The organism is Paraburkholderia sediminicola, assembly GCF_046027355.1.
In the GTDB taxonomy this organism is placed as follows: domain Bacteria; phylum Pseudomonadota; class Gammaproteobacteria; order Burkholderiales; family Burkholderiaceae; genus Paraburkholderia; species Paraburkholderia sediminicola_B.
Map to the genome: position 1 here is coordinate 147,325 of NZ_JAQQEK010000003.1, position 19,821 is coordinate 167,145.

16 protein-coding genes are annotated in these 19,821 nt (G+C 62.5%); 4 read left to right on the top strand and 12 right to left on the bottom strand.

Translation table 11 applies throughout. The features are described 5' to 3' along the window. Window positions 1-375 precede the first annotated feature (375 nt). The 3 genes from PQR42_RS06540 (at window position 376) to PQR42_RS06550 (ending at window position 2,933) form a co-directional block, all read left to right on the top strand. Window positions 376-1,002 carry a dihydrofolate reductase family protein gene (locus PQR42_RS06540; protein ID WP_408383457.1) on the top strand — a complete coding sequence of 209 codons (627 nt, stop codon included), beginning with the start codon at window positions 376-378 and terminating at the stop codon, window positions 1,000-1,002. 276 nt (window positions 1,003-1,278) lie between these two features. After that, window positions 1,279-2,124, top strand: coding sequence for a DUF3667 domain-containing protein (locus tag PQR42_RS06545; protein WP_408383456.1), 846 nt, complete (start codon window positions 1,279-1,281; stop codon window positions 2,122-2,124). Window positions 2,125-2,330: 206 nt separating this feature from the next. Further along, entirely contained in the window at window positions 2,331-2,933 is a 603-nt protein-coding gene (locus tag PQR42_RS06550) for a cysteine hydrolase family protein (RefSeq protein WP_408383454.1), read from the top strand. A 449-nt stretch (window positions 2,934-3,382) separates the two neighbouring features. On the opposite strand, the gene PQR42_RS06555 is transcribed toward PQR42_RS06550, so the two are convergent. The 9 genes from PQR42_RS06555 to PQR42_RS06595 all read right to left on the bottom strand — a co-directional run bounded on the left by PQR42_RS06555 (window position 3,383) and on the right by PQR42_RS06595 (window position 14,159). Next, window positions 3,383-4,210 carry an SDR family oxidoreductase gene (locus PQR42_RS06555; protein WP_408204643.1) on the bottom strand — a complete coding sequence of 276 codons (828 nt, stop codon included), beginning with the start codon at window positions 4,208-4,210 and terminating at the stop codon, window positions 3,383-3,385. A 55-nt stretch (window positions 4,211-4,265) separates the two neighbouring features. Beyond that, window positions 4,266-5,024, bottom strand: a complete 759-nt coding sequence (locus tag PQR42_RS06560; protein ID WP_408204642.1) for an OmpW/AlkL family protein — start codon at window positions 5,022-5,024, stop codon at window positions 4,266-4,268. A 73-nt stretch (window positions 5,025-5,097) separates the two neighbouring features. Then, on the bottom strand, window positions 5,098-6,888 hold the full coding sequence (locus tag PQR42_RS06565; protein ID WP_408493593.1) for an acyl-CoA dehydrogenase C-terminal domain-containing protein: 1,791 nt from the start codon (window positions 6,886-6,888) through the stop codon (window positions 5,098-5,100). Between the two features lie 15 nt (window positions 6,889-6,903). Next, window positions 6,904-7,851, bottom strand: coding sequence for an electron transfer flavoprotein subunit alpha/FixB family protein (locus PQR42_RS06570; protein WP_408383449.1), 948 nt, complete (start codon window positions 7,849-7,851; stop codon window positions 6,904-6,906). Between the two features lie 18 nt (window positions 7,852-7,869). Further along, on the bottom strand, window positions 7,870-8,619 hold the full coding sequence (locus PQR42_RS06575) for an electron transfer flavoprotein subunit beta/FixA family protein (protein WP_408383447.1): 750 nt from the start codon (window positions 8,617-8,619) through the stop codon (window positions 7,870-7,872). Window positions 8,620-8,750: 131 nt separating this feature from the next. Then, window positions 8,751-10,355, bottom strand: coding sequence for an AMP-binding protein (locus PQR42_RS06580; RefSeq protein ID WP_408383445.1), 1,605 nt, complete (start codon window positions 10,353-10,355; stop codon window positions 8,751-8,753). 72 nt (window positions 10,356-10,427) lie between these two features. Continuing rightward, on the bottom strand, window positions 10,428-11,669 hold the full coding sequence (locus tag PQR42_RS06585) for a thiolase family protein (RefSeq protein WP_408383444.1): 1,242 nt from the start codon (window positions 11,667-11,669) through the stop codon (window positions 10,428-10,430). Between the two features lie 65 nt (window positions 11,670-11,734). Beyond that, window positions 11,735-12,850, bottom strand: a complete 1,116-nt coding sequence (locus tag PQR42_RS06590) for a saccharopine dehydrogenase family protein (RefSeq protein WP_408383442.1) — start codon at window positions 12,848-12,850, stop codon at window positions 11,735-11,737. Between the two features lie 52 nt (window positions 12,851-12,902). After that, a complete protein-coding gene (locus PQR42_RS06595; RefSeq protein ID WP_408383440.1) occupies window positions 12,903-14,159 on the bottom strand; it encodes an acyl-CoA dehydrogenase family protein in 1,257 nt (418 codons plus the stop codon). Window positions 14,160-14,405: 246 nt separating this feature from the next. Between PQR42_RS06595 and PQR42_RS06600 the strand changes: the two genes are divergently transcribed. After that, window positions 14,406-17,141, top strand: coding sequence for a winged helix-turn-helix domain-containing protein (locus PQR42_RS06600; protein ID WP_408493594.1), 2,736 nt, complete (start codon window positions 14,406-14,408; stop codon window positions 17,139-17,141). Window positions 17,142-17,184: 43 nt separating this feature from the next. Here PQR42_RS06600 and PQR42_RS06605 read toward each other — a convergent pair whose 3' ends face one another. The 3 genes from PQR42_RS06605 to PQR42_RS06615 all read right to left on the bottom strand — a co-directional run bounded on the left by PQR42_RS06605 (window position 17,185) and on the right by PQR42_RS06615 (window position 19,795). Then, window positions 17,185-18,474: a DUF445 domain-containing protein gene (locus tag PQR42_RS06605; RefSeq protein ID WP_408383435.1), complete on the bottom strand. Its 1,290-nt coding sequence runs from the start codon at window positions 18,472-18,474 to the stop codon at window positions 17,185-17,187. After that, window positions 18,471-19,304, bottom strand: a complete 834-nt coding sequence (phaZ, locus tag PQR42_RS06610; protein WP_408383433.1) for a poly(3-hydroxyalkanoate) depolymerase — start codon at window positions 19,302-19,304, stop codon at window positions 18,471-18,473. Before phaZ ends, PQR42_RS06605 begins: the two co-directional genes overlap by 4 nt. 71 nt (window positions 19,305-19,375) lie before the next feature. After that, window positions 19,376-19,795 (bottom strand): phasin family protein, encoded by a 420-nt coding sequence (locus tag PQR42_RS06615; protein ID WP_408383431.1) that lies wholly within the window; start codon window positions 19,793-19,795, stop codon window positions 19,376-19,378. Between the last annotated feature and the right edge of the window lie 26 nt (window positions 19,796-19,821).

Consider the following 19,821-nt stretch of genomic DNA (forward strand, 5'->3'; position numbering starts at 1 on the left):
AGCGCCTTAACTGCCTGAAAACAAACAATGTTGACCTCGACCACCCGGGCGTTTACAGGTGGATCGAGCAACGACGACGTCTGGCTATAGACAACGTTTTTCGAGCGTCTGTGTGCGGTCACCCAACACAAAGTCTGCGCACTCAAGCGACGATCTCGACGGGGGGCTCTGGACCAACAAAGCGGAGATCGCATAGGCGGTCCGCTCAGGTGAGGGTTAACATTGATTAAAGCCGGCGCCGCTTCGTGGCACGGCTTAATTCAGCGTTAGGCTTGGCACGACCAGCGCGGTTGACCGCTGGGCTGGTTGTCGATCCACATGTGAGTCGTTCGTCGTATCTACGGACCGATCGGGTCCGTAGACCTGGAGGACATTATGCGCAAGCTCACTGTTTCCGCTTTCATCAGTCTGGACGGTGTAATTCAAGCCCCTGGCGGGCCTGGAGAAGATCCCAGCGGCGATTTCCGCCTTGGTGGCTGGATCGTTCCTTATGCCGACGAAGCCATCGGCCAAAACTTGCAGGACCTGCTCGCGCAGCCGTTCGAGTTGCTGTTGGGGCGTTGCACCTACGACATATTCGCGGCGTATTGGCCGCGCGTACCGGCCGATTCAAACAGCCGCACCATCGCTGATCCGTTCAACCGCGTACCTAAGCACGTGGCCACACATCGATCCGGTACCCTTGACTGGCAGAACAGTCATCCGCTGGAGGGCGACCTTGCCGACGCGATACGCGCGCTTAAACTTCAGGACGGCGCCAATCTATTGACGTTTGGCAGCAGCGACATGGTGCGCCAACTGCTCGTAGCCGGCTTGGTGGACGAGCTTTCGCTTGTGATTTACCCCATCATACTTGGGCACGGCAAGCGCTTATTCGGCGACGATGCACTAGCGTCGGCCTTCACTCTGACGCACTCGACCAGCACGCCTGGCGGCGTGCTGATTACCCGCTACGTGCGTGACGGCGAGGTGCGCACAGGAACGTTCGAAGAAGTCGATTAACACTCCCTGCAGTAAGAACATGCAATCTTGCACACGCTCCCGAGGCACGAATTGCAGCCTGACAAATCATTCAAGCCGAACCCGTTTCACGGGTCGGCTTTATTCCGGCGTTCGTGCCTTGATGTCCGCTTCTGGGCCGGGTACTGCCGCGCATGAGTGTGATCCGGGTCTCGAAAGGCGCAAACTCTGGTGAGGTGCGCAGCTTTGCGCAGATGATAGCCCCCAGCGCTCGCAACCGACTGATGAGTATGTGCGAGCGGTCCAACGGAGGAAGTCATGTCTTCGATCGAACCCTGGACATGTCCGACGTGTGCCAATCACGTCACCACGCCTTTCTGTCCGCTGTGCGGCGAGAGTCCACTTAGGCCGCCCGACCTTACGCTGCGCGCGATCGGCGCAAAGGTCCTGCACGCGGCGACAAGCATCGACGGGCGCCTGATTAGCACGATGTGGGTCCTGCTACGCCACCCAGGCGAGTTGACCGTCGCGCATCTGAATGGAAAGCGGATGCCTTATGTGGCCCCGTTCCAGCTGTTTCTCATCGCGAACGCCTTCTTCTTCGCGATGCAGTCGCTTACCGATACCCAGATCTTCGGCTCGACTCTGGAGTCGCACCTCCATCACCAGGACTGGAGTTCGCTCTCCCAGTCGTTGGTGGCGGAACGCGTCGCAAAACTGGGGACGAGCCTGCGCCAGTACACGACCACTTTCGACCGTGCGGCAGTGCTCAATGCCAAGTCACTCATCATTCTCATGGTCGTTCCGTTCACTTTGTTGTTGTGGATGACCTCTCTGCGGGTACGCAAACCATTCGTTGCCTTCGTCTATTTCTCACTCCATCTCTACACGTTCCTGTTGTTGCTGTTCTCGCTCGCGCTAGCCATCGCGGCCATTGAGGTCCGTCTGGGTGGTCTCGGGCTCGATTCGCCCAATGTCGACAACATTCTTTCGATCATCAATCTTGGCCTCTGCGGCGGCTATTTGTTTCTCGCTTTGAAACCCGTCTTCGGTTCTCACGGTATAACGCGCCTCGTCAAGGCGGCGACAATGACGTTGGCTGCTGGCCTGATCGTTCCTGGCTATCGATTCGCGATCTTTCTGATCACGCTATACACGACATAACGGCGGAACATTCTGCACGCTGGGCCGGAACGCCACCTCGGCGCCGGACGTACGGCTGTCCACGGTCAAGAGAGACGACGCTTCGTTTCTTGAAACGTCGCTTCATGGTGGTCGTGGTAGAGTCGAGCATCCTTCTTTATCGCGTAGCCCTTATGCCGCCACGCATCGAATCTGGACCCGTCGATCCGGCAGATCATCAACAGGGAATGGGAAGCGCCGCCGCGGCGCAAAGCGTAAACATGCAGATTCCAGCGATCGTTCCAGCGCAAACCGCTCTAGTGGTCATGCATTATCAGACGGACATCCTGCGGTTATTTCCATCGGTCGCGCCCACTCTGCTCGCCAATACGCGCAAGCTGTGCGACGCTGCGCGGGCCAAAGGTGTCAGCGTTTATTTCGCCAGGATCCACTTCAGTCCAGGCTATCCGGAAGTCAGTCCGTTGAACAGGAACGGGCAGGGAATCAAGCAACTGGGTCTTTTCGTCGACGACGAGATCGCGCCGGAACTCGGCCAGCAGGCCACTGAACCGCTCATCATCGCGCATCGTGCCAGCGTGTTCTTTGGTACCGATCTGCAGGTGCGGCTTTCCGCGCAGGGGATCGATACGCTGCTCATGGTGGGCATAGCGTCGACCGGTGTCGTGCTGTCGTCGGTTGCGTACGCGAGTGACGCGGACTTCCGCTTATTCACGGTCAAGGATTGCTGCTACGACCCGGATCAGGTCGTGCACGATCATCTTTTTTCAACGGCGTTCGATTCGCGCACGACGGTGCTCTCGCTCGCTGATGCCTTGTTGTTGCTTGCCTAGCAAGTGCTGACATCAAGAAAACAGCGGTAAAGATTCAACCACCGTTTGCCGCCCACGTCGCGACACCGCTGATCGACTGGTTCGTGCAGGAGCTAGTTCGCCGACGGAGCTGAGGCGCTTGTTAATATCCGACAGTGCTTTACAGACAGACGTGCGATCGGGCATTCCGGCCAATGCCAGTTCAAGCCGGTTCAGCAGATCCGGCAGACTCGATTCCCCAGTCATCTTTCCTGCGAACTTCCGCTTCCGCATAAGACCGCTCCCTGATTCGACAGACGCTGCGCGCACAGCATCTCATGCTACCAGGTCGACAGGGACGCGTCCAGGCAGGTTCGGGAGATCGACCTCACAAAAGGCGTCATCGTCCGCCGGGGAGCGTCCCCCACGTTCTGAGCGCCGGCATTGCCATCGGCAAAACTAGCGCTCAGCCTTCGAAGCTCACCCTCGTTTCATCTCGCCTGGGCACGCAGCATTTGCTCAGCACCCATGTTGAACAGCGCCGACCCGGACAGGTTCTGCCCGCCGTCGCAAACCAACACACAGCCCGAAATATAGGAAGCGAGCGGCGAAGCGAGAAAGACCGCGCTCTGGCCGATGTCGTCCACCGTGCCCATGCGCCGCAGCGGAATGGCGTTGACGAACTCGTCGTGCCGCTCCTCGCTCAACAGCCGCTTCATGCCTTCGGTCCCCTCGATGGGTCCGGGGACGATGCTGTTCGTGCGAATACCATAACGGCCCCATTCCAGCGCCAGGTTTCTCATCAACATATCGATGCCCGCCTTGGCGGCGCCCACATGCACCTGGAAGGCGTGCGGCATATACGCCATGCCCGCGGAAATGTAGATGATGGCGCCCTGCGTCTCCTTCAACTGCTCGAAGGCCGCCCGTGACGCGTTGAAGGCTCCAAGCAGATCAATATCGATGACCGTCTTGAAGCCGTTGGCGGAGAGCTTCTCCGCCGGGGCCAGGAAATTGCCGGCCGCGCCGCACACCAGCACGTCCATCGGACCCAGTTCCGCCCTGCTCCTCGCGAAAGCCGCTTCCAGCGCGGCGAAATCACGCACGTCGGCAACGATGGGACAAACCGCGGCGCCGAGTGCGCGCAATTCCGTTGCAGCCGTATCCAGCTTTTCCTGAGTGCGGCCGCAAATAGCCACATGGGCGCCCAAGGCGGCGAAATTCTTCGCCACACCGAGATTGATGCCGCTGCTGCCACCTGTGATGAAAACGGTCTTGCCTGCGAACAGGTCGTTCGCCAGGTATCGAGTCACTAGCATGCTTCCCTCCTGGTTGTACGCCCTCGCACCGAAAGGGCATCACTGAACAATTCAGCTAGAACCGGTAGCCGATCCCGACGAAGCCGATCCACGGATTGGCCGTAATGCGCGTCCTGTTGGTCAGCACCGTTTGCCCGTTGGCCGCGACGGCGGTGATCGTCGCATTCGTCTTGAGCGGCATATACGTCACCGATGCGGTGGCATACCAGTTCTTGCTTAAGTTATAGGAGAGGCCCGCATTGAATGCTGGATTCCACGACGGACTGAGCGATGCCTTCACGTCCCCTCTTGGCCCGGCGACCGTGTGCAACGCACCATTGAATGTCGGATTGAGCTGGACCGCCGTATACCAAGTGTAGTTGACACCCACACCGATAAACGGACGCACTTTCGCCTGCGCCGCGCCGAAGTAGTACTTGAGGAAAAGAATTGGCGGCCACGCTCTTGTTGTCGCGAGCGGTTGCAGATTGCCTAGTCCGAGGGAGGGACCGCCGGCGCCGAACGGTGTCACCGTGCCCTGCGCGTAGAGTTTGAGCTTCGGGGGCACGCCCGTAGCCAGATCAATCGCGATGTTGTCCGTGATGAAATAGGTAAACGCCGTCTCGACCGTCCACGTATTGTGTATCTGGCCACTCGTCCCCGATGAGGTGAAGGTGCCTGCCGCCGAAGTGCTTTGCAATGGCGTTGCCGACGACATGCCATAGTCAATCCATGTACCGCCGCCAGTCGCGATGAAACTGCCCGCACTCTGGGCCAGTGCCCCGGCGCACATTACCCCTGCCAACAAGGGCACATACCTGACTTTCTTCACCATTGCCTCCACTTTATATTTTGCATAACGAACTTATATAGACTTGTTATTTCGCCGACTCATTTGAAAACCTGGATCAGAATTGCTCGACGGCAATGTGCGACGCGCTGGATGGGCCTGACCGGATCATCTCCAGATGCGAGTTCGCTTTGGGCAGTATCTTGTCGGCGTAATACCGTACCGTCGCGATCTTCGCCTCATGGAAGTCCGGATCTTCGCCCGCAGCGCATTTTCTCGACGCGGCCAGCGCGGCGCGTGCCATCTGCCATCCACCGCACACATAGCCGGTGAGCATCAGATAGTCGAATGAACTGGCCAACGCTTCGTCCACGTCTTTCGCCAAGGCTCGAAGCATCCATCCGGTGGCGTCCTCTAGCGCCTGCACGCCGGTGGCCACCGCGGCGCCGATCGGGAACAGGCGCGTATCCGTGCTGTGCTCCAGTTCAAGCGCGAGCTCGCGCATCTCTGCAATCAGCTCAGCCATTGCGGCCCCTTGGTCCATGGCGAGCTTGCGGCCTGCAAGGTCTGCTGCCTGGATGCCCGTCGTACCCTCGTAGATGGTTGAAATGCGGGCGTCGCGCAGGTATTGGCACGCGCCGGTCTCTTCGATGTAGCCCATCCCGCCGTGCACCTGTACGCCGAGCGACGCGATCTCCTGACCCAGTTCAGTGCACCAACCTTTCAGGACCGGAATCAGGAGATCGACGCGGGTCTGATAGCGGTTGCGTTCGCCGGTGTCCGGATGCCGGTGCGCGTAGTCCGCATTGGCCGCCATCACATAGGCGAAGCCTCGCATCGCTTCCACCTGAGCCTTCATCGTCAGCAACATGCGCCGCACGTCCGGATGTTGGATGATCGCCACCGCAGTGCTCGACTTGCTTGTGGCCGGCTTGCCCTGAATGCGCTCTTTCGCGTATTCACGTGCCTGTTGATACGCACGCTCGGCCATCGCGAGTCCTTGAATGCCGACCTTCTGGCGGGCCTCGTTCATCATCGTGAACATGTGCGCGAGGCCCTTGTTTTCCTGGCCGACCAGATAGCCGATCGCGCCGTCCTGATCGCCGAAGCTCATCACGCAGGTCGGGCTCGCGTGAATGCCGAGCTTATGTTCGAGGGACACGCAGTGCACATCGTTGCGTTGTCCCAAAGAGCCGTCGGCGTTCACAAGGAACTTGGGCACCAGGAAAAGCGAAATCCCGCGCACGCCTTCGGGCGCATCAGGCGTACGCGCCAGCACGAGATGAATGACATTGCCGGTCATGTCATGATCGCCCCACGTGATGAAGATCTTCTGGCCATACAGGCGATAGTGATCTCCCTCAGGAACGGCTTTCGTGCGAACGGCGGCAAGGTCCGAACCGGCTTGCGACTCGGTCAGATTCATCGTGCCGGTCCACTCTCCGCCAATGAGCTTCGGCAAGTAGCAGGCCTTGAGTTCCTGTGAGCCGTGCAGTCGCAATGCCTCGGTGGCACCCGCCGTCAACAGCGGGCACAGGGCGAAGGACATGTTGGCGGAGTTCCACATCTCCACGGTCGCCGCATGCAGCAGTTCGGGCAGACCTTGACCGCCGTAATCAGGATCGCCACTGAGCCCGTTCCAACCTCCTTCGACGAATTGCTGGTAGGCCGCCCCGAAGCCGTCTGCCGCAATGACGCCATCGCGGCTCAGGCGCGCACCCTGCTCGTCGCCGGTCTTGTTGTACGGCGCAAGCACTTCGGTGGCGAACTTTGCGGCCTCCTCGAGCACGGCGCCGGCGAGTTCCGGCGTCGCGTCCTCAAAGCCCGGTAGCGACGATAACGCGTCGAGGCCGGCCAATTCGTTCATCACGAAATGCATGTCGCGCAACGGCGCAATATAGGTGGTCATCATGTGCTCCGAAAATCAGTTCTGTTGCTGCTTGTCCAGTTCACGCGACAACTCCGGCAACACCTTGAAGAGGTCGCCGACGAGGCCGTAGTCCGCAATCTGGAAGATGGGTGCTTCTTCGTCCTTGTTGATCGCCACGATCACCTTCGAGTCCTTCATGCCGGCCAGATGCTGGATCGCGCCCGATATGCCCACCGCGATATAAAGCTGCGGAGCGATGACCTTGCCGGTCTGGCCCACCTGATAGTCATTGGGAACGAAACCGGCATCCACGGCGGCGCGGGATGCGCCGACCGCCGCGCCGAGCCGGTCGGCGATCTCGTCGAGGAGCGCGAAGCTCTCGCTGGAACCCATGCCCCTGCCGCCGGAGATGACGCGTTGCGCGGCGGTGAGTTCAGGACGCTCGGAGCGCGTCAGCTGCTGGCTTACGAAGCGGGAAGCCGAAACCTCCGCGGCCGGTGCGAGCGATTCGATCACCGCGGAGCCCCCTTCGGCCGGCGCCGCGGCAAAGGCCGTGGTGCGAACCGTCAGGACCTTGATGCGATCCGCACTTCGTACGGTGGCGAGCACGTTCCCCGCGTAGATGGGACGCACGAACGTATCCGCCGACTCCACCGCCACGATCTCCGAGACCTGCGCGACGTCGAGCAGAGCCGCCACGCGCGGCATCACGTTCTTCGCGGAAGTGGTGGCGGGCGCGAACAGGTGGCTGTAGCCGGGAGCTAGCCCGACAATGAGCGCGGCCAGGTTCTCCGCCAACGCGTGCTCATATTGCGCGGCGTCAGCCACGCGCACGCGGGCTACGCCTGCGATGCTGGCCGCCTGCTCCGCAACTCTTCCGCATTGCGATCCCGCCACAAGCACATGAATTTCGTCGCCGAGGCGAGCGGCAGCGGTGATGGCGCTCAGAGTCGCTGCCTTGAGCGTTTGATTGTCGTGTTCTGCAATAACGAGTACGGCCATGTTCATCTCCTCTTTTCTCTAGATCACACGTGCCACGTTCTTCAGCTTCTCCACCAGCTCGGCGGCGTCGGCGACGCGGATGCCCGCCTCCCGTTTCGCGGGCTCCGCCAGCTTGAGCGTCGTCAGCCTCGGCGTGACGTCGACACCGAGGGCTTCGGGCGTCACGACATCGAGCGGCTTTTTCTTCGCCTTCATGATGTTGGGCAGCGTTGCGTAACGCGGCGTGTTGAGCCGAAGATCGGCGGTGATCACTGCAGGCAGGTCGACCTCGATCGTTTCCAGGCCGCCGTCGATCTCGCGCGTCACCGTCGCCTTCCCGGCTTCCACGACCACCTTCGATGCGAACGTCGCCTGCGGCAAGCCGAGCAGCGCAGCGAGCATCTGGCCGACCTGGTTGGCGTCGTCGTCGATGGCCTGTTTGCCGAGCAGCACCAGTTGCGGCTGCTCCTTGTCGACCAGTGCCTTCAGCAGCTTGGCCACGGCGAGCGGCTGTAGTTCGGCGTCGGTCTCGACCAGGATCGCGCGGTCGGCGCCGATCGCCATCGCAGTGCGCAGCGTTTCCTGGCACGCCTGTACGCCGCAGGACACCACGACCACCTCCGTGGCGGTACCGGCCTCTTTCAGACGCACGGCCTCCTCCACGGCGATCTCGTCGAACGGGTTCATCGACAGCTTCACGTTGGCGATGTCGACGGCGCTGCCATCGGCCTTCACACGAACCCTCACATTGGCGTCGACGACGCGCTTGACGGGAACAAGTACTTTCATTGCCTACTCCGTTTTGACAAAAACGCTCCGCCCGGCCGGCAACGAACCGGTCGATTCAGGTGCATGGGGCACGGTCCGCCGATTCGATCTCGACTACACGTGCGCGGTATTCGACTCCCTGGCGGGAACCGTCATGGGATCTCGGTGAAAACGCTGTCGCGCCGCTGCCCGAACATTTCGACGAGATGGCGCTCCAGTGGCTTCTCCGATGCAGTCTTGGGAATCTCGGGCACGACCTGCAGGAAGGAGATCACCGAGCTCGCTTCGAGCTTCGCGCGGCAGAGACGGAACACCTGCTGCGGGTCGAAGTCCGCCGCCCGTTTCGGCACGACGGCCGCGACCACATCCTTCTCGCCTGGCGCGCCGGATGACGCTGCTACGCCGTACACATAGACGTCTTCGATTACGCCTGACTCGGCAATCACCTTCTCGATCGGCGCGGGATTGATGAATTCACCGTTATGGCGAATCCCGCCGCCTTTGCGGTATTCGAAGAAGAGCCAGCCGTTCTCGTCTTCACGCACGACGTCGCCCATGTGCAACCAGCCGTCCTTGCTTTTTTTCGCGGACGCGTCCGGATTGCCAAAGTATTCGACCTTGAACGGGGAGCCGTCCGCCGGCCGGAAGAGCAATTCGCCGGGCACCCCTCGCGCGCAGTCGCGGCCGTCGTCGTCGATGATGCGATGCTTGAGCGTGGGCACCGGCTTGCCAATACTGCCGACCGGCCCGACCCCGACGTGCTTGACCGTGAGCCCGCCCTCCGCGGCGCCGTAGAACTCGACGATTCGCACGTCGAAGCGCTGCTCGAAGTCGGCCCAGATCGCCGCGGGCATCCCCGCTGACACCACGAAGCGCACCGGGTTGTCCGAGTCGTCTGGCCTCGCCGGTTCGCTGTAGATCGCCGTCGTCATTCCGCCGAGCAGCGTGAAGGTGGTGCACTGATACTTGCGCGTGATGTCCCACAGCCGCGACTTCGTGAAACGGCGCGAAAGCACGGCCCGCATTCCGGTCGCGAGCGATGCACCGAGCGTAATGACCTGAGCGTTGGCGTGGGTCAGCGACAGTCCTGAATAGGGACGCTCGTCGGCTGCGTAACCGAACATCGCCGGCACCACTGCCGAGGTTGAGCAGTAGCGCAGATGCGTCATGACGATGCCCTTCGGATCGCCGGTCGTGCCGGACGTAAAGATCAGTTGCATCGGACTGTCGGGGTCACGCGTCAGAATGGGCAACTCGGGCACGTGCTCCGGCCGTGACGCGCGGTAGGACAGCACATCGGCGAAGTCAGAGAGCGGCCTCGCGCCTTTGTCCGTTTCGAGCCCGATCACCCACGACAGTTGCGTAAGCGTTCCCCGCACGGCGGCGAGATTGCCGAGCGCGTAGTCGGCGGCGATGACGCCTCTGCACTGTGCGTTGTCGAGCATGTAGGCTAGCTTGTCGCCTTTGGTGCGCGGATCGATCGGCACGAATACGGTGCCCGAGATCGATGCGGCCACCATGGCTTCGATGAACTCGGCATGGTTGGCCATCAGCAATGCGAAGTGCTCTCCGGGGCGCAGGCCGCGATCGATCAGGACTTGAGCGAGACGCTGGCCGTTGTCCCAGAGTTGCCGGTAGGTGCGCACCTCGTCGGGCCGCACACCGGCGCCCTCGATCGTGAGTACGTCCCGATCCGGCATGGTGTCGACGCGATTGGCGATCAGCGCCGCCAGGATGGTGTCTGGTCTGGTGCTCATGGCACGGTGTCTCCTGATGGTGTTCGATATCGCGTGCGTGCCGGATCTCTGCCGGCCGTCACGGCCTCAACGCTAACGTCCGAGAATCGTGATGCTGGCCACGGCTTCTTCCACGCCGCACAGACCACCGCCGTTCTCCGCAAGTGCGATGCGCGCGCCCTCGACCTGGCGCTGTCCCGCTTCAGCACGTAGCTGGGTAACGAGCTCATAGATCTGGCCCAGCCCGGTCGCGCCGATTGGATGCCCTTTCGATTCCAGGCCGCCGGATGGATTGATCGGAATCCGCCCGCCGATCGAGGTGTCTCCGCGCTCCGCGGCCACGCCGCCCATGCCGCGTTCACACAGCCCGAGCACTTCAGACTGGATGATTTCGCCGATTGCAGTCGCATCGTGTACTTCGGCAACCGAAACGTCTCGCGGCGCCACGCCGGCCTGTTCATAGGCCTTGATGGAGCCGAGCCGGACCAGATGCTGGTCGAGCGCGGCGGCCGGCCGGTCGCTGCCGGTCTGAAGCACGGACGCCAGCACGCGAATTGCCCGTGTGCGCCCGCCTTTGAGCCGTTCAAGGCCGGCCTCGCTGCACACGATCGCCGCAGCCGCGCCGTCGCTGATCGGCGAGCACATCGGCAGCGTCAGCGGATAGGTGATCGGCGGCGCGCTGAGTACTTCTTCCACGGAGTAGGCCTGGCGGTACTGGGCGAGCGGATTGTGTACCGAGTGCCCGTGGTTCTTGGCGGACACCGCGGCAATCTGCCGTTGAGTCGTGCCGAATTCGCGCATGTGCATGCGCCCCATCGACGCGTAGATATCCATGAACACGCTATAAGGCTTCTCCGATACGCTTCCTTCGGGCGGCTCAATGCCCTTTCCCATCTCGAGCAGCCTGCGCCTGCCGTTCTCGGTATCGTGCACGTCCCATGCACCGTCGAACGCGCTGAACGTGCGCGCCTTGTCCGTCGAAAACATCTTTTCGGCGCCCACGGCGAGCACGATGTCCGCAGCCCCTGCCTTCACGTAGTTCACCGCCAGATGAAATGCGGTACTGGCGCTCGCGCAGGCGTTCTCGACGTTGATCACGGGCAACCCGTGCACGCCCATCGCGCGCAAGGCAAGCTCGCCGCGAATCATGTGCTGGCCGTCCATATGCCCCTGCGTCGAGTTGCCGAAGAACGCGCCCTGCAGTTGGCCTTTATCGCAACCGGCGTCGGCGAGTGCCTCCTCCACGGCCTTGCACGTCATCTGTTTCACGCTGGTGTCCAGATGTTTGCCAAAGGGCGTCATCCCGATGCCCACGACGTACACTTCCTTGCTCATGTTCACTTCTCCCTCGCTCATTGGCTACGCGACCATGCAACGCGGCGCGTTCCGATCCACGCTGTTCAAACGCTCTTCACTTCGTAGTGCAGGTAGCCTTCTTCGGCCTGCGCCGCGAGGAGATTGCGCGCGCCGAACGCCCGCGCCGGCGAGACGAAGCCGACCGCATGCAACTGCCCTCGCAGAATGCGGCGTACTGCTTCCGCACCCAGCACGCCGGTTTGCGCGTAGGGCGAATTGCCGCGCAGAATCACACTGACGGAATTCACGTTGCCTCGTCCCTGACATGACAGCGTGCAGCGGTTGACGTCAGGATTCTCGCGGGCGGGTTCGGTTTGCGTGACGGCCTTGCCCCATTCGTTGGTGATCTCTTCCTGCTTGGCTGGATCGAGATGCCGGCACTCGTCCTCGAACTTCTTCAGCAAGCCGACGACTGCATTGAAACGCTCCTGATTTCTGAACGACACCAGCGTCTGGCAATTGCGCACACGCGGATCGCCCTCGTACCAGATCGGCTCGCCGCCACCGCCCCAGGGCAGCGCGTTCAGCGGCACGTGTTCACCGGGCACGTGAACCTGATACGGCGTCGCCCAGGGCCATTGCACGAGCTCGTTGTTCCGCAGGAAAAACTGCGGCTTCGTGCACATCCGCAGAAATGACATCGTCGACGCGACGCTGACTTCCGAATCCCCGAGGTAGATCACGTCGAGGGTGTCGATGCCCGGTGTTTCCAGCGCGATCTCGGTCGCCAGATTGCCTTCGGTCCACATGTACGAATTGCCGGGACACAGCGCCAGATCTTTTGCGGCAAACGCCTCGCCGTATGTGCGCTTCAACATGGCCATCCAGTCGGTTTCGCCCGTCGTGTCGACATAGTGGCAACCCGCCGCGAGGCTGGCCTCGACCACCGGGCGGCCGAGTTGCATGAACGGCCCGACGATGTTGATGACCGCCTTCCTGCCTTTGAATAGTTCTGTCAGCGCGTTCGTTTCGTGCTCGACGGCGACGCACTGATAGTCATGTCCGGCAAGTTCCGGCACCTTGGACATCTCCTCTTGCAAGCGCTCTTTGTTGCGCCCCGCCGCAATGAACGGAATCCCGCGTTCGGCGAGCTTCCACGCCGTGAGCTTGCCTGTGTAACCACTCGCTCCGTAGAGCACCACTTCGTATGTCGTTGCCATTTCGTCGTCTCCTTGAAGTTGCTATCGCAGTGCTTTGCACCGTGTGCGAGATTCAAAGCAGCTCGGGGTCAATCAGGTAGTAGCCGCCCTTGATCGCGAGGACTTCGTTGCAGCCGTCCTCGATCAACGACGCCCGCGCATCGCGCCAGATCTTTTCGATCGGATACTCGCGCGTGAGTCCGTTGCCGCAAAAGATCTGCAGTGCGTCGTTGGCAACTTCGAAGGCGGTTTGGGTCGCGGTGATCTTGGCCGTCATCGCCGCGTGCAGCGACGGATGCGGCGACGTGAAGTTGTAGTGCACGACACGGTGAGCCAGGGCACGGGCTGCTTCCACCTTCCTGAACATGTGGAAGAGCCGCGACGCCACCGACTGATGACGAATGATCGGCAAGCCGCCCTGCTTGCGTTCATGCGCATAGCCCAGCGCAAGTTCGAAGGCGGCGCGTGCCGCACCGGTAAACACGGTGCCCATGATCGCGTTGGCGAGCGTGTGAATGGCGTAGACGGCGTCAAGGTATTGATCCGGGCCGGCAAGGATGTGGTCCCTGGAAAGCTTGACGTTTTCAAAGAAGATTTCGCCCTGGTTGAGGGCGCGCTGTCCGATCTTGTCGAGCGGCTTGCCACGCGACACGCCTCGCGCGTCCATCGGCACGACGATCACGGCCCCGCGCTTCGTCTCCACACCGGCGCCGCTGTCCGCCGCGCAGTAGAGAATGCAGACATCCGCTACGATGCCGTTCGACACCCACGCCGACTTCTGCCCATTGATGATCACGTCGTCGCCACGCAGTGTGGCCACGCAGTTGGGCCGGCCGTAGGTTCCCTGCGGGTGCAGGATCATGCCGCTCGCGTCCAGCATGTCGGAGCCATGATCGGGTTCAGTGATGGCCCAGCAGCCGAGCTTCGAATCCGGCGCGAGCGCCCGGCAAAACGGGTTGCCTGACAGCGCGCTCATCAGCGCCGGGAGCAACCCCGCGCCGTACGAAACCGCGAGTCCGGAATCGCCCCAGCCGAGTTCCTCGAACAGGATGCACATGGTTTTGGCACGTTCGGCAGGCTCGAGCTCAAAGAGCCCGTCGACGCCGAACCCCAGCTCGACAAATTTTTTGCGGGCGTCCCAGTAAGGCGACCCGGGCGCGATGGCCTCCTCCGGCGTCATGCGATCGAGTTTGACGCCGACGGGGCGCATGACCTCTTCCGCGTAACGATGGACGGTCTGCTGAACCATCTGCCCCATCTCCGACAACTCAGGTTCAGCACCTAGCGGGCCGAGTTTGTGCATTGCAACGTGATTCGATGCGGTCGACATGTCTCCTCCTTGGAGGTGGTTGGGCGTATCATTTCCCCGGTGACGCACCGGTCCCGGGTGTGCTCGACTGGCCCGTGACGCGTTAACCGATCGGCGCGCTGCAGGGTGGTCCGGTTGCACTTCGATGTCCTCTATGGAAACCATGGTGTACCCGCGAAGCGCTGCGCAATATCCCCCGTACAGGGGAGCGCGATCGCATGGACGGGGGAGGGCACCCAGGGAGAACCCAAATGCCCGAAGCAGTTCATGCGTCTGACCGAGGAACCGATGCCCGCCGAGAAGCTGCCCCTCCTGCTCGCTACGAAGGTTCTTCCGCCGCGCCTGTCGCCGGGGCTGATCGATCGTCCGCGCCTGTTCGATCTGGCGGCTCAGGCGGAGAACAAACGGCTCACCGTCATCAAAGCGCCCGCCGGCTTCGGCAAGACCTCGCTCGCGATCACCTGGCTCAATCGGCTGCGCGCCAGCGGCGCGCGCGTAGCGTGGCTATCGCTCGATGACGAAGACGATGAACCCGCGCGCTTCCTCCACCATCTCGCCCGCTCGTTGCGGCACGCCTGCAACAACGTAGGCGCGTCGGCGATCGGTCTGACGGCAGGCGGCTCTCTGGCTCCCGCGCATGCCATCGTCTCGACGCTGATCAACGACCTCGTCGAAGTCGAGGACGAGGTGTGCCTGTTCCTCGACGATTACCATCTGATCAGTCTCCCGGCGATTCACGACGCCATGTCGTTCTTCATCGCGAACGCACCGTCGCATGTGCATGTGATCGTTTGCACCCGTGCGGATTCCGCGCTGCCGCTCGCCAGGCTGAGAGCGCAAAACGAACTGCTGGAAGTTGACGCGTCGACATTGCGTTTCAATTTCGACGAGACGCGCTGCTTTGTCGAACGCGAATGCCTTGGCCGGCTGGGCACGTCCGGCGTGAAATCGCTGCACGCGACCACGGAGGGCTGGGCGGCCGCGTTGCGCATTTCGGCGTCGGTGCTGTCGCGCGAAGAACCCAGGCCGGGTTGGGAGTCGAGTGTGCCGTCCGGCGCTTCACGGCCGTTCGCCGCCTACCTCGAAGACATGCTCATGCGCTTGCCCGACGACATGGTCGCCTTCATGCTGCACACGGCGATACTCGATCGGTTGACTGCCCCGCTCTGCCAGGCGGTAACCGGTGTCAAGGCCAGTCAGAGCATGCTGGAAGCTATCGCCGCGCGCCAGTTGCTACTGGAGCCGATGGATCTCGAAGGGCACTGGTTCCGCTATCACCCTCTGCTGCGCGAGTATCTGCGCCAACGCCTCGGCGCGCAGTCGGGCGACGAACTGGCGGATCTGCATCGCCGCGCGTGCCGGTGGTATGCATCGCAAGAAATCTGGACAGACGCCGTCAGGCACGCGATCGCCGCAGGCGACACGGACGATGCGATTGCCCTGATCGGCAACTGCGCGATGGCGCTCGTCAAGAAAGGCGACCTGCTGACACTGCTCGGTTGGCAACGCCATTTTCCGGCGCACCTGATGCGCGGACAGGTCGAGGTCACGCTGGCGATCGCCTGGGGCATGGCGCTCGCGATACGTCCGAACGATGCGCTTGCGATGCTGGATGCGATCGAGCGCGATGCGCACGCGAGTGCCGACCCCGACGGCATCCGCTGGGAGTGCCGGGTGATTCGCTCGGTCGCGGTCGCGCTGCAGGACGATCCGCAAGGAGCGCTCGCGATCGCTCAGCCGTGCCTCGACCGGCCGTCGACCGATATCTGGAGCACCAATGTCGCCTCCAACGTCGTGCGTTTCGCGCACTGGAAGGCGGGCAATCTCGAAGCGCTCTACGCGACGCCGTGGATCCCCTATTCGATCGAAGAGGACCAGCGCAATGTCTTCGCTTCGACCTACCGGCTGTGCCTGCTCGGTCATGCGGAAATGCAGCAGATGCACTTTGATCTGGCCGAGCGGTATTTCACCGAGGCGATGCAGCTGGCCGAGCGTCATTCCGGTCCGCAATCTGTCTCCGCCGCGCTGTGCGCACCGATGATCGCGCAGATCCGCTACGAGCAGGGCCGGCTCGACGAGGCCGAGGCCTTGCTCGTCGATCTCATGCCGGTGATTGAACTGGCGGTCCTGCTCGACAGCACCTTGATCGCCTTCCGGTTGCTCATCCGGATCGCAGCGGCGCGTTCCGATACCGTGCGGGCCTACGCGCTGCTCAACCAGGGAGAGGCGCTCGGCCATGCGCGCCACTGGAACCGGCTGATCGCGGGCGGCCTCGTCGAGCGCACGCGGCTCTATCTGCTGGAAGGACGAATGGCGGAAGCCGCGGGATGTGTCGCGCAACTGGAACATCTCGCCGCTCCCGGCTCCGCTGGTTCGCCTGCCGTCTCGCCGGAGATCGGAACCTATCGCTCGCTCGCCGCGGCCTATCTCGCGATGGCGCAGAAGCGAACGCAAGACGGCATTGAAATCGTGACGGCCGCGTTGGAGGTCGTCGACGCACGGCGCGAGCACTATCTCGCGCTACGCCTGCGAAGCGTGCTCGCCCTGATTTGCCTCGGTGCCGGCGAACGCGACCGCGCCGTCGAGATCTTTCGTGACCTCCTGAAGGAAGCCGCAGCCGCGGGCATCTACCAGTCGATCATCGACCTGTTTCCGGAAATCGGCGCGCTGCTGCAGGCCGTGCGCGACGACACGCGCGCGACCGCGCAGACAAAAACATTGCTGTCCTACGTGGATCGCCTGCTCGACGGCTGGCGGGCTCTGTACCAACCCGGCAGCAAATCCGCGCGGGACACCGAACGGGAGTCGCTTAGTGCACGCGAACGCAACATCGTCGACCTGATCGCCGACGGGCAGTCGAACAAGGAAATCGCGCGCAGCCTAGGCATCGCGCCGGAAACCGTCAAGTCTCACGTGAAGAGCATCTTCATGAAGCTCTCGGTCGACAAGCGCGCGCAAGCCGTTGCGCGCGCGCAGGCGCTGGGACTCGTAAAGCAAACCTAGCAGGCTGTTTACGCATTTTCGACGAGCCACTCGCTCATGCGTTTCACCGCGTGACCATGAGTGCGGCCGCATGGAGCAGCACGCCGACCGTGCCGCCCACGAACGTGCCATTGATCCGGATGTATTGCAGATCGCGGCCAATTTCCGCTTCGATCTTCCCGCTCACTTCATCCGCGTTCCAGCTTTTCACGACGTCGGTGATCAGCGCCGACAGTTCGCGCCGATAGCGCACGACCAGTTCGTGGGCCAGCGCGAGCCACCAGGCGTTGAGCTTGTGCTGAATCGCAGGCTCGCTGCCCACGCCTCTCGCGAGCGACGCCAGCATACCCGCCAACGCGCCGCGCATTGCCGAATGCTCGTGCGCGAGATCGGCGCTCACGCGTGTGCACACGTAGTCGAGCAGCACGCGATACGAGTCCCCGTTTCTGAAGTAGCGAATGCAGTCGCGCATCAATGATTTGCCGACGCGGCGATGCACCGCCGAGGTCTGCAACTGGACGATCAGGTCCTGCACCGCGTCGTCGAACTGACGACGAAGCTCGTGATCGGGATCCGCCGCCACGTCATGAAGCAGCGCGATGATGCCTTCGACGAACTTCCTGACGATATACGTATCGAGCGGCACGGGCGTGTATCTCGAGGCCGCGCTGAATCTGGCCTTGATCATGTCCACGTTGGCCGTCAGCCACTTCTCCAGCGCCAGAAGCCCGTGGTCCAGCAACGGCTGATGTCGGCCCTCTTCCGTCAGCACTTTCAGCACGCTGCCGGCCGCACGCGACACATCGAGCGCACGCAATTGCGGTATCACCATACGCTCGAAGAACCGTTCGACGTCCGCTTCGTCCATCCCGTTCAGCAATCCCGGCAGCGAATCCGCGACGACATCGGCGATCGCCCGGCTGTTGGCCGGCACGGCGAGCCACTGCGCCATCGCTTGCGCGGCGTTGTGGCCGCTCAGTTTGCCGATGATGAGCTCAGGCGTCAGGAAATTCTCTTCGACGAAGTTGCCGAGGCTCTCGGCGATCCGCTGCTGGTTCTGCGGAATGATTGCGGTATGCGGGACCGGCAGACCGAACGGACGCCGGAACAACGCGACGACCGCATACCAGTCGGCGATCGCGCCGACCGTGCCGGCTTCCGCAAACGCACGCAGCCATGCCAGCCACGGATACTCGCCCTGCCAGACGACGGACATGAGCAGCAGCGCGATCAGCACCACGAGCAAACACGTCGCGGTTCGCCGCATCCGCTTCAGGCGCAGCGTTTTCAGGTACTCCGGCGCATCGGCCGCGGCACGCCGCGCGCCTTCGTCGCCATTCGCGACGGCACTCAACCCGCCTCCTGCCGCAGAAACCGGCGCACCACGGGAGCGACCTCCTTGGCGCGCGTGATGAGGAACAGGTGGCCGTCGTCGATCACATACAGCGTCGCGTTGCGGATGCGGGCGGCGAGAATCTTCGCGTTGGTGAGCGGGACGATGGGATCGTCGTTGCCGTGCATCACGAGCGTCATCTGGCGCAACGCGCCGAGCCAGGGCAGGCTGCTCCAGCCCGAAGCGGCCAGCAGCTGGTAGAGGTAGCCGCGGCCACGGGGCGGCTGAATGTGCCGCGCGTGATCCCGCAGCAGCGACGGATCCCGCCGGTACGCACCACCGTAGATTTCCGCGCCCACCTCCTGAAGATATGCCGGATCGGTATAGCGGCGCGGTCCGATCAGCTTCGACAGCACCGACAGCTTCGCCGGCACCATGATGACGCCCGGCGAGGTCGCCGCGAGAATCAGCCGGCGGCAACGCGCCGGATAGAGACGCGCGAATTGCTGCGCGAGCGCGCCGCCCCACGAAACGCCGAGCACGTCGACGGGTCCGTCGTAGCCGAGCCGCGATAGCAGCCGCTCGCTCAGCACGGACAGTGTCGAGAAGCGATACGGCACGACGGGCGCGGGCGAACCGCCCACGCCGGGGACGTCGAAGATGATCACGCTCACGTCCTCGAGTGCGGTGACGAACGGCTCCACCAGTTCGAGGTTGGCGCCGATGCCGTTGAAAATGAGCAGCGGCGGCGACGCGTCGCTGCCCTGCCGCGTCGCGACACGCAACAACTGGCCGTTGAGATCGACCATCTGGATTTGCATGCCGCCGACAGACGCGGGGGTGGGTTCCATATCTATCATCCGGACGACCCTCTGGTGGAGCATGACATCGGGGATTGGGCGCGTCGCATCGCGAGCCCGCCTTACTTCTTCGGCTGCAGCAGCGTCTTCAACTCCTCGACGTGTTCCGCGACGCGCTTCGTGACCACCGCAACGCTGTCCGACTGCGCACGGTACGCCGTGTCGGCGAGTTCCTGCATGTCGGTCAGCGCCTTGTGCAGTGCCTGTTGAACCACTTCGCCGGCCTTCGCGGGCTGGCCGCCAGACGCGCTCAAGCGACCGACCAGCGACTGCAGTTCGGTGAGCGTCGTCCGCAGGATGTCCGCCTGCTTGCTGGCAAGCGACTGGAACCCCGCGAGTGCGGTGGTGTTGGCTTCGGCGAGCGCCTCGATGTCCTTGCGGCGCGACTCGAGGATCGCGCCGGCGTCGATACCCGGCAGCTTGAACTGACTGGTGAGCTTCGTGTACTCGGTGAAAATGCTGTTAGCGTTGGTTGAATCCATGATCGACTCTCCAAAAAATTTGCATC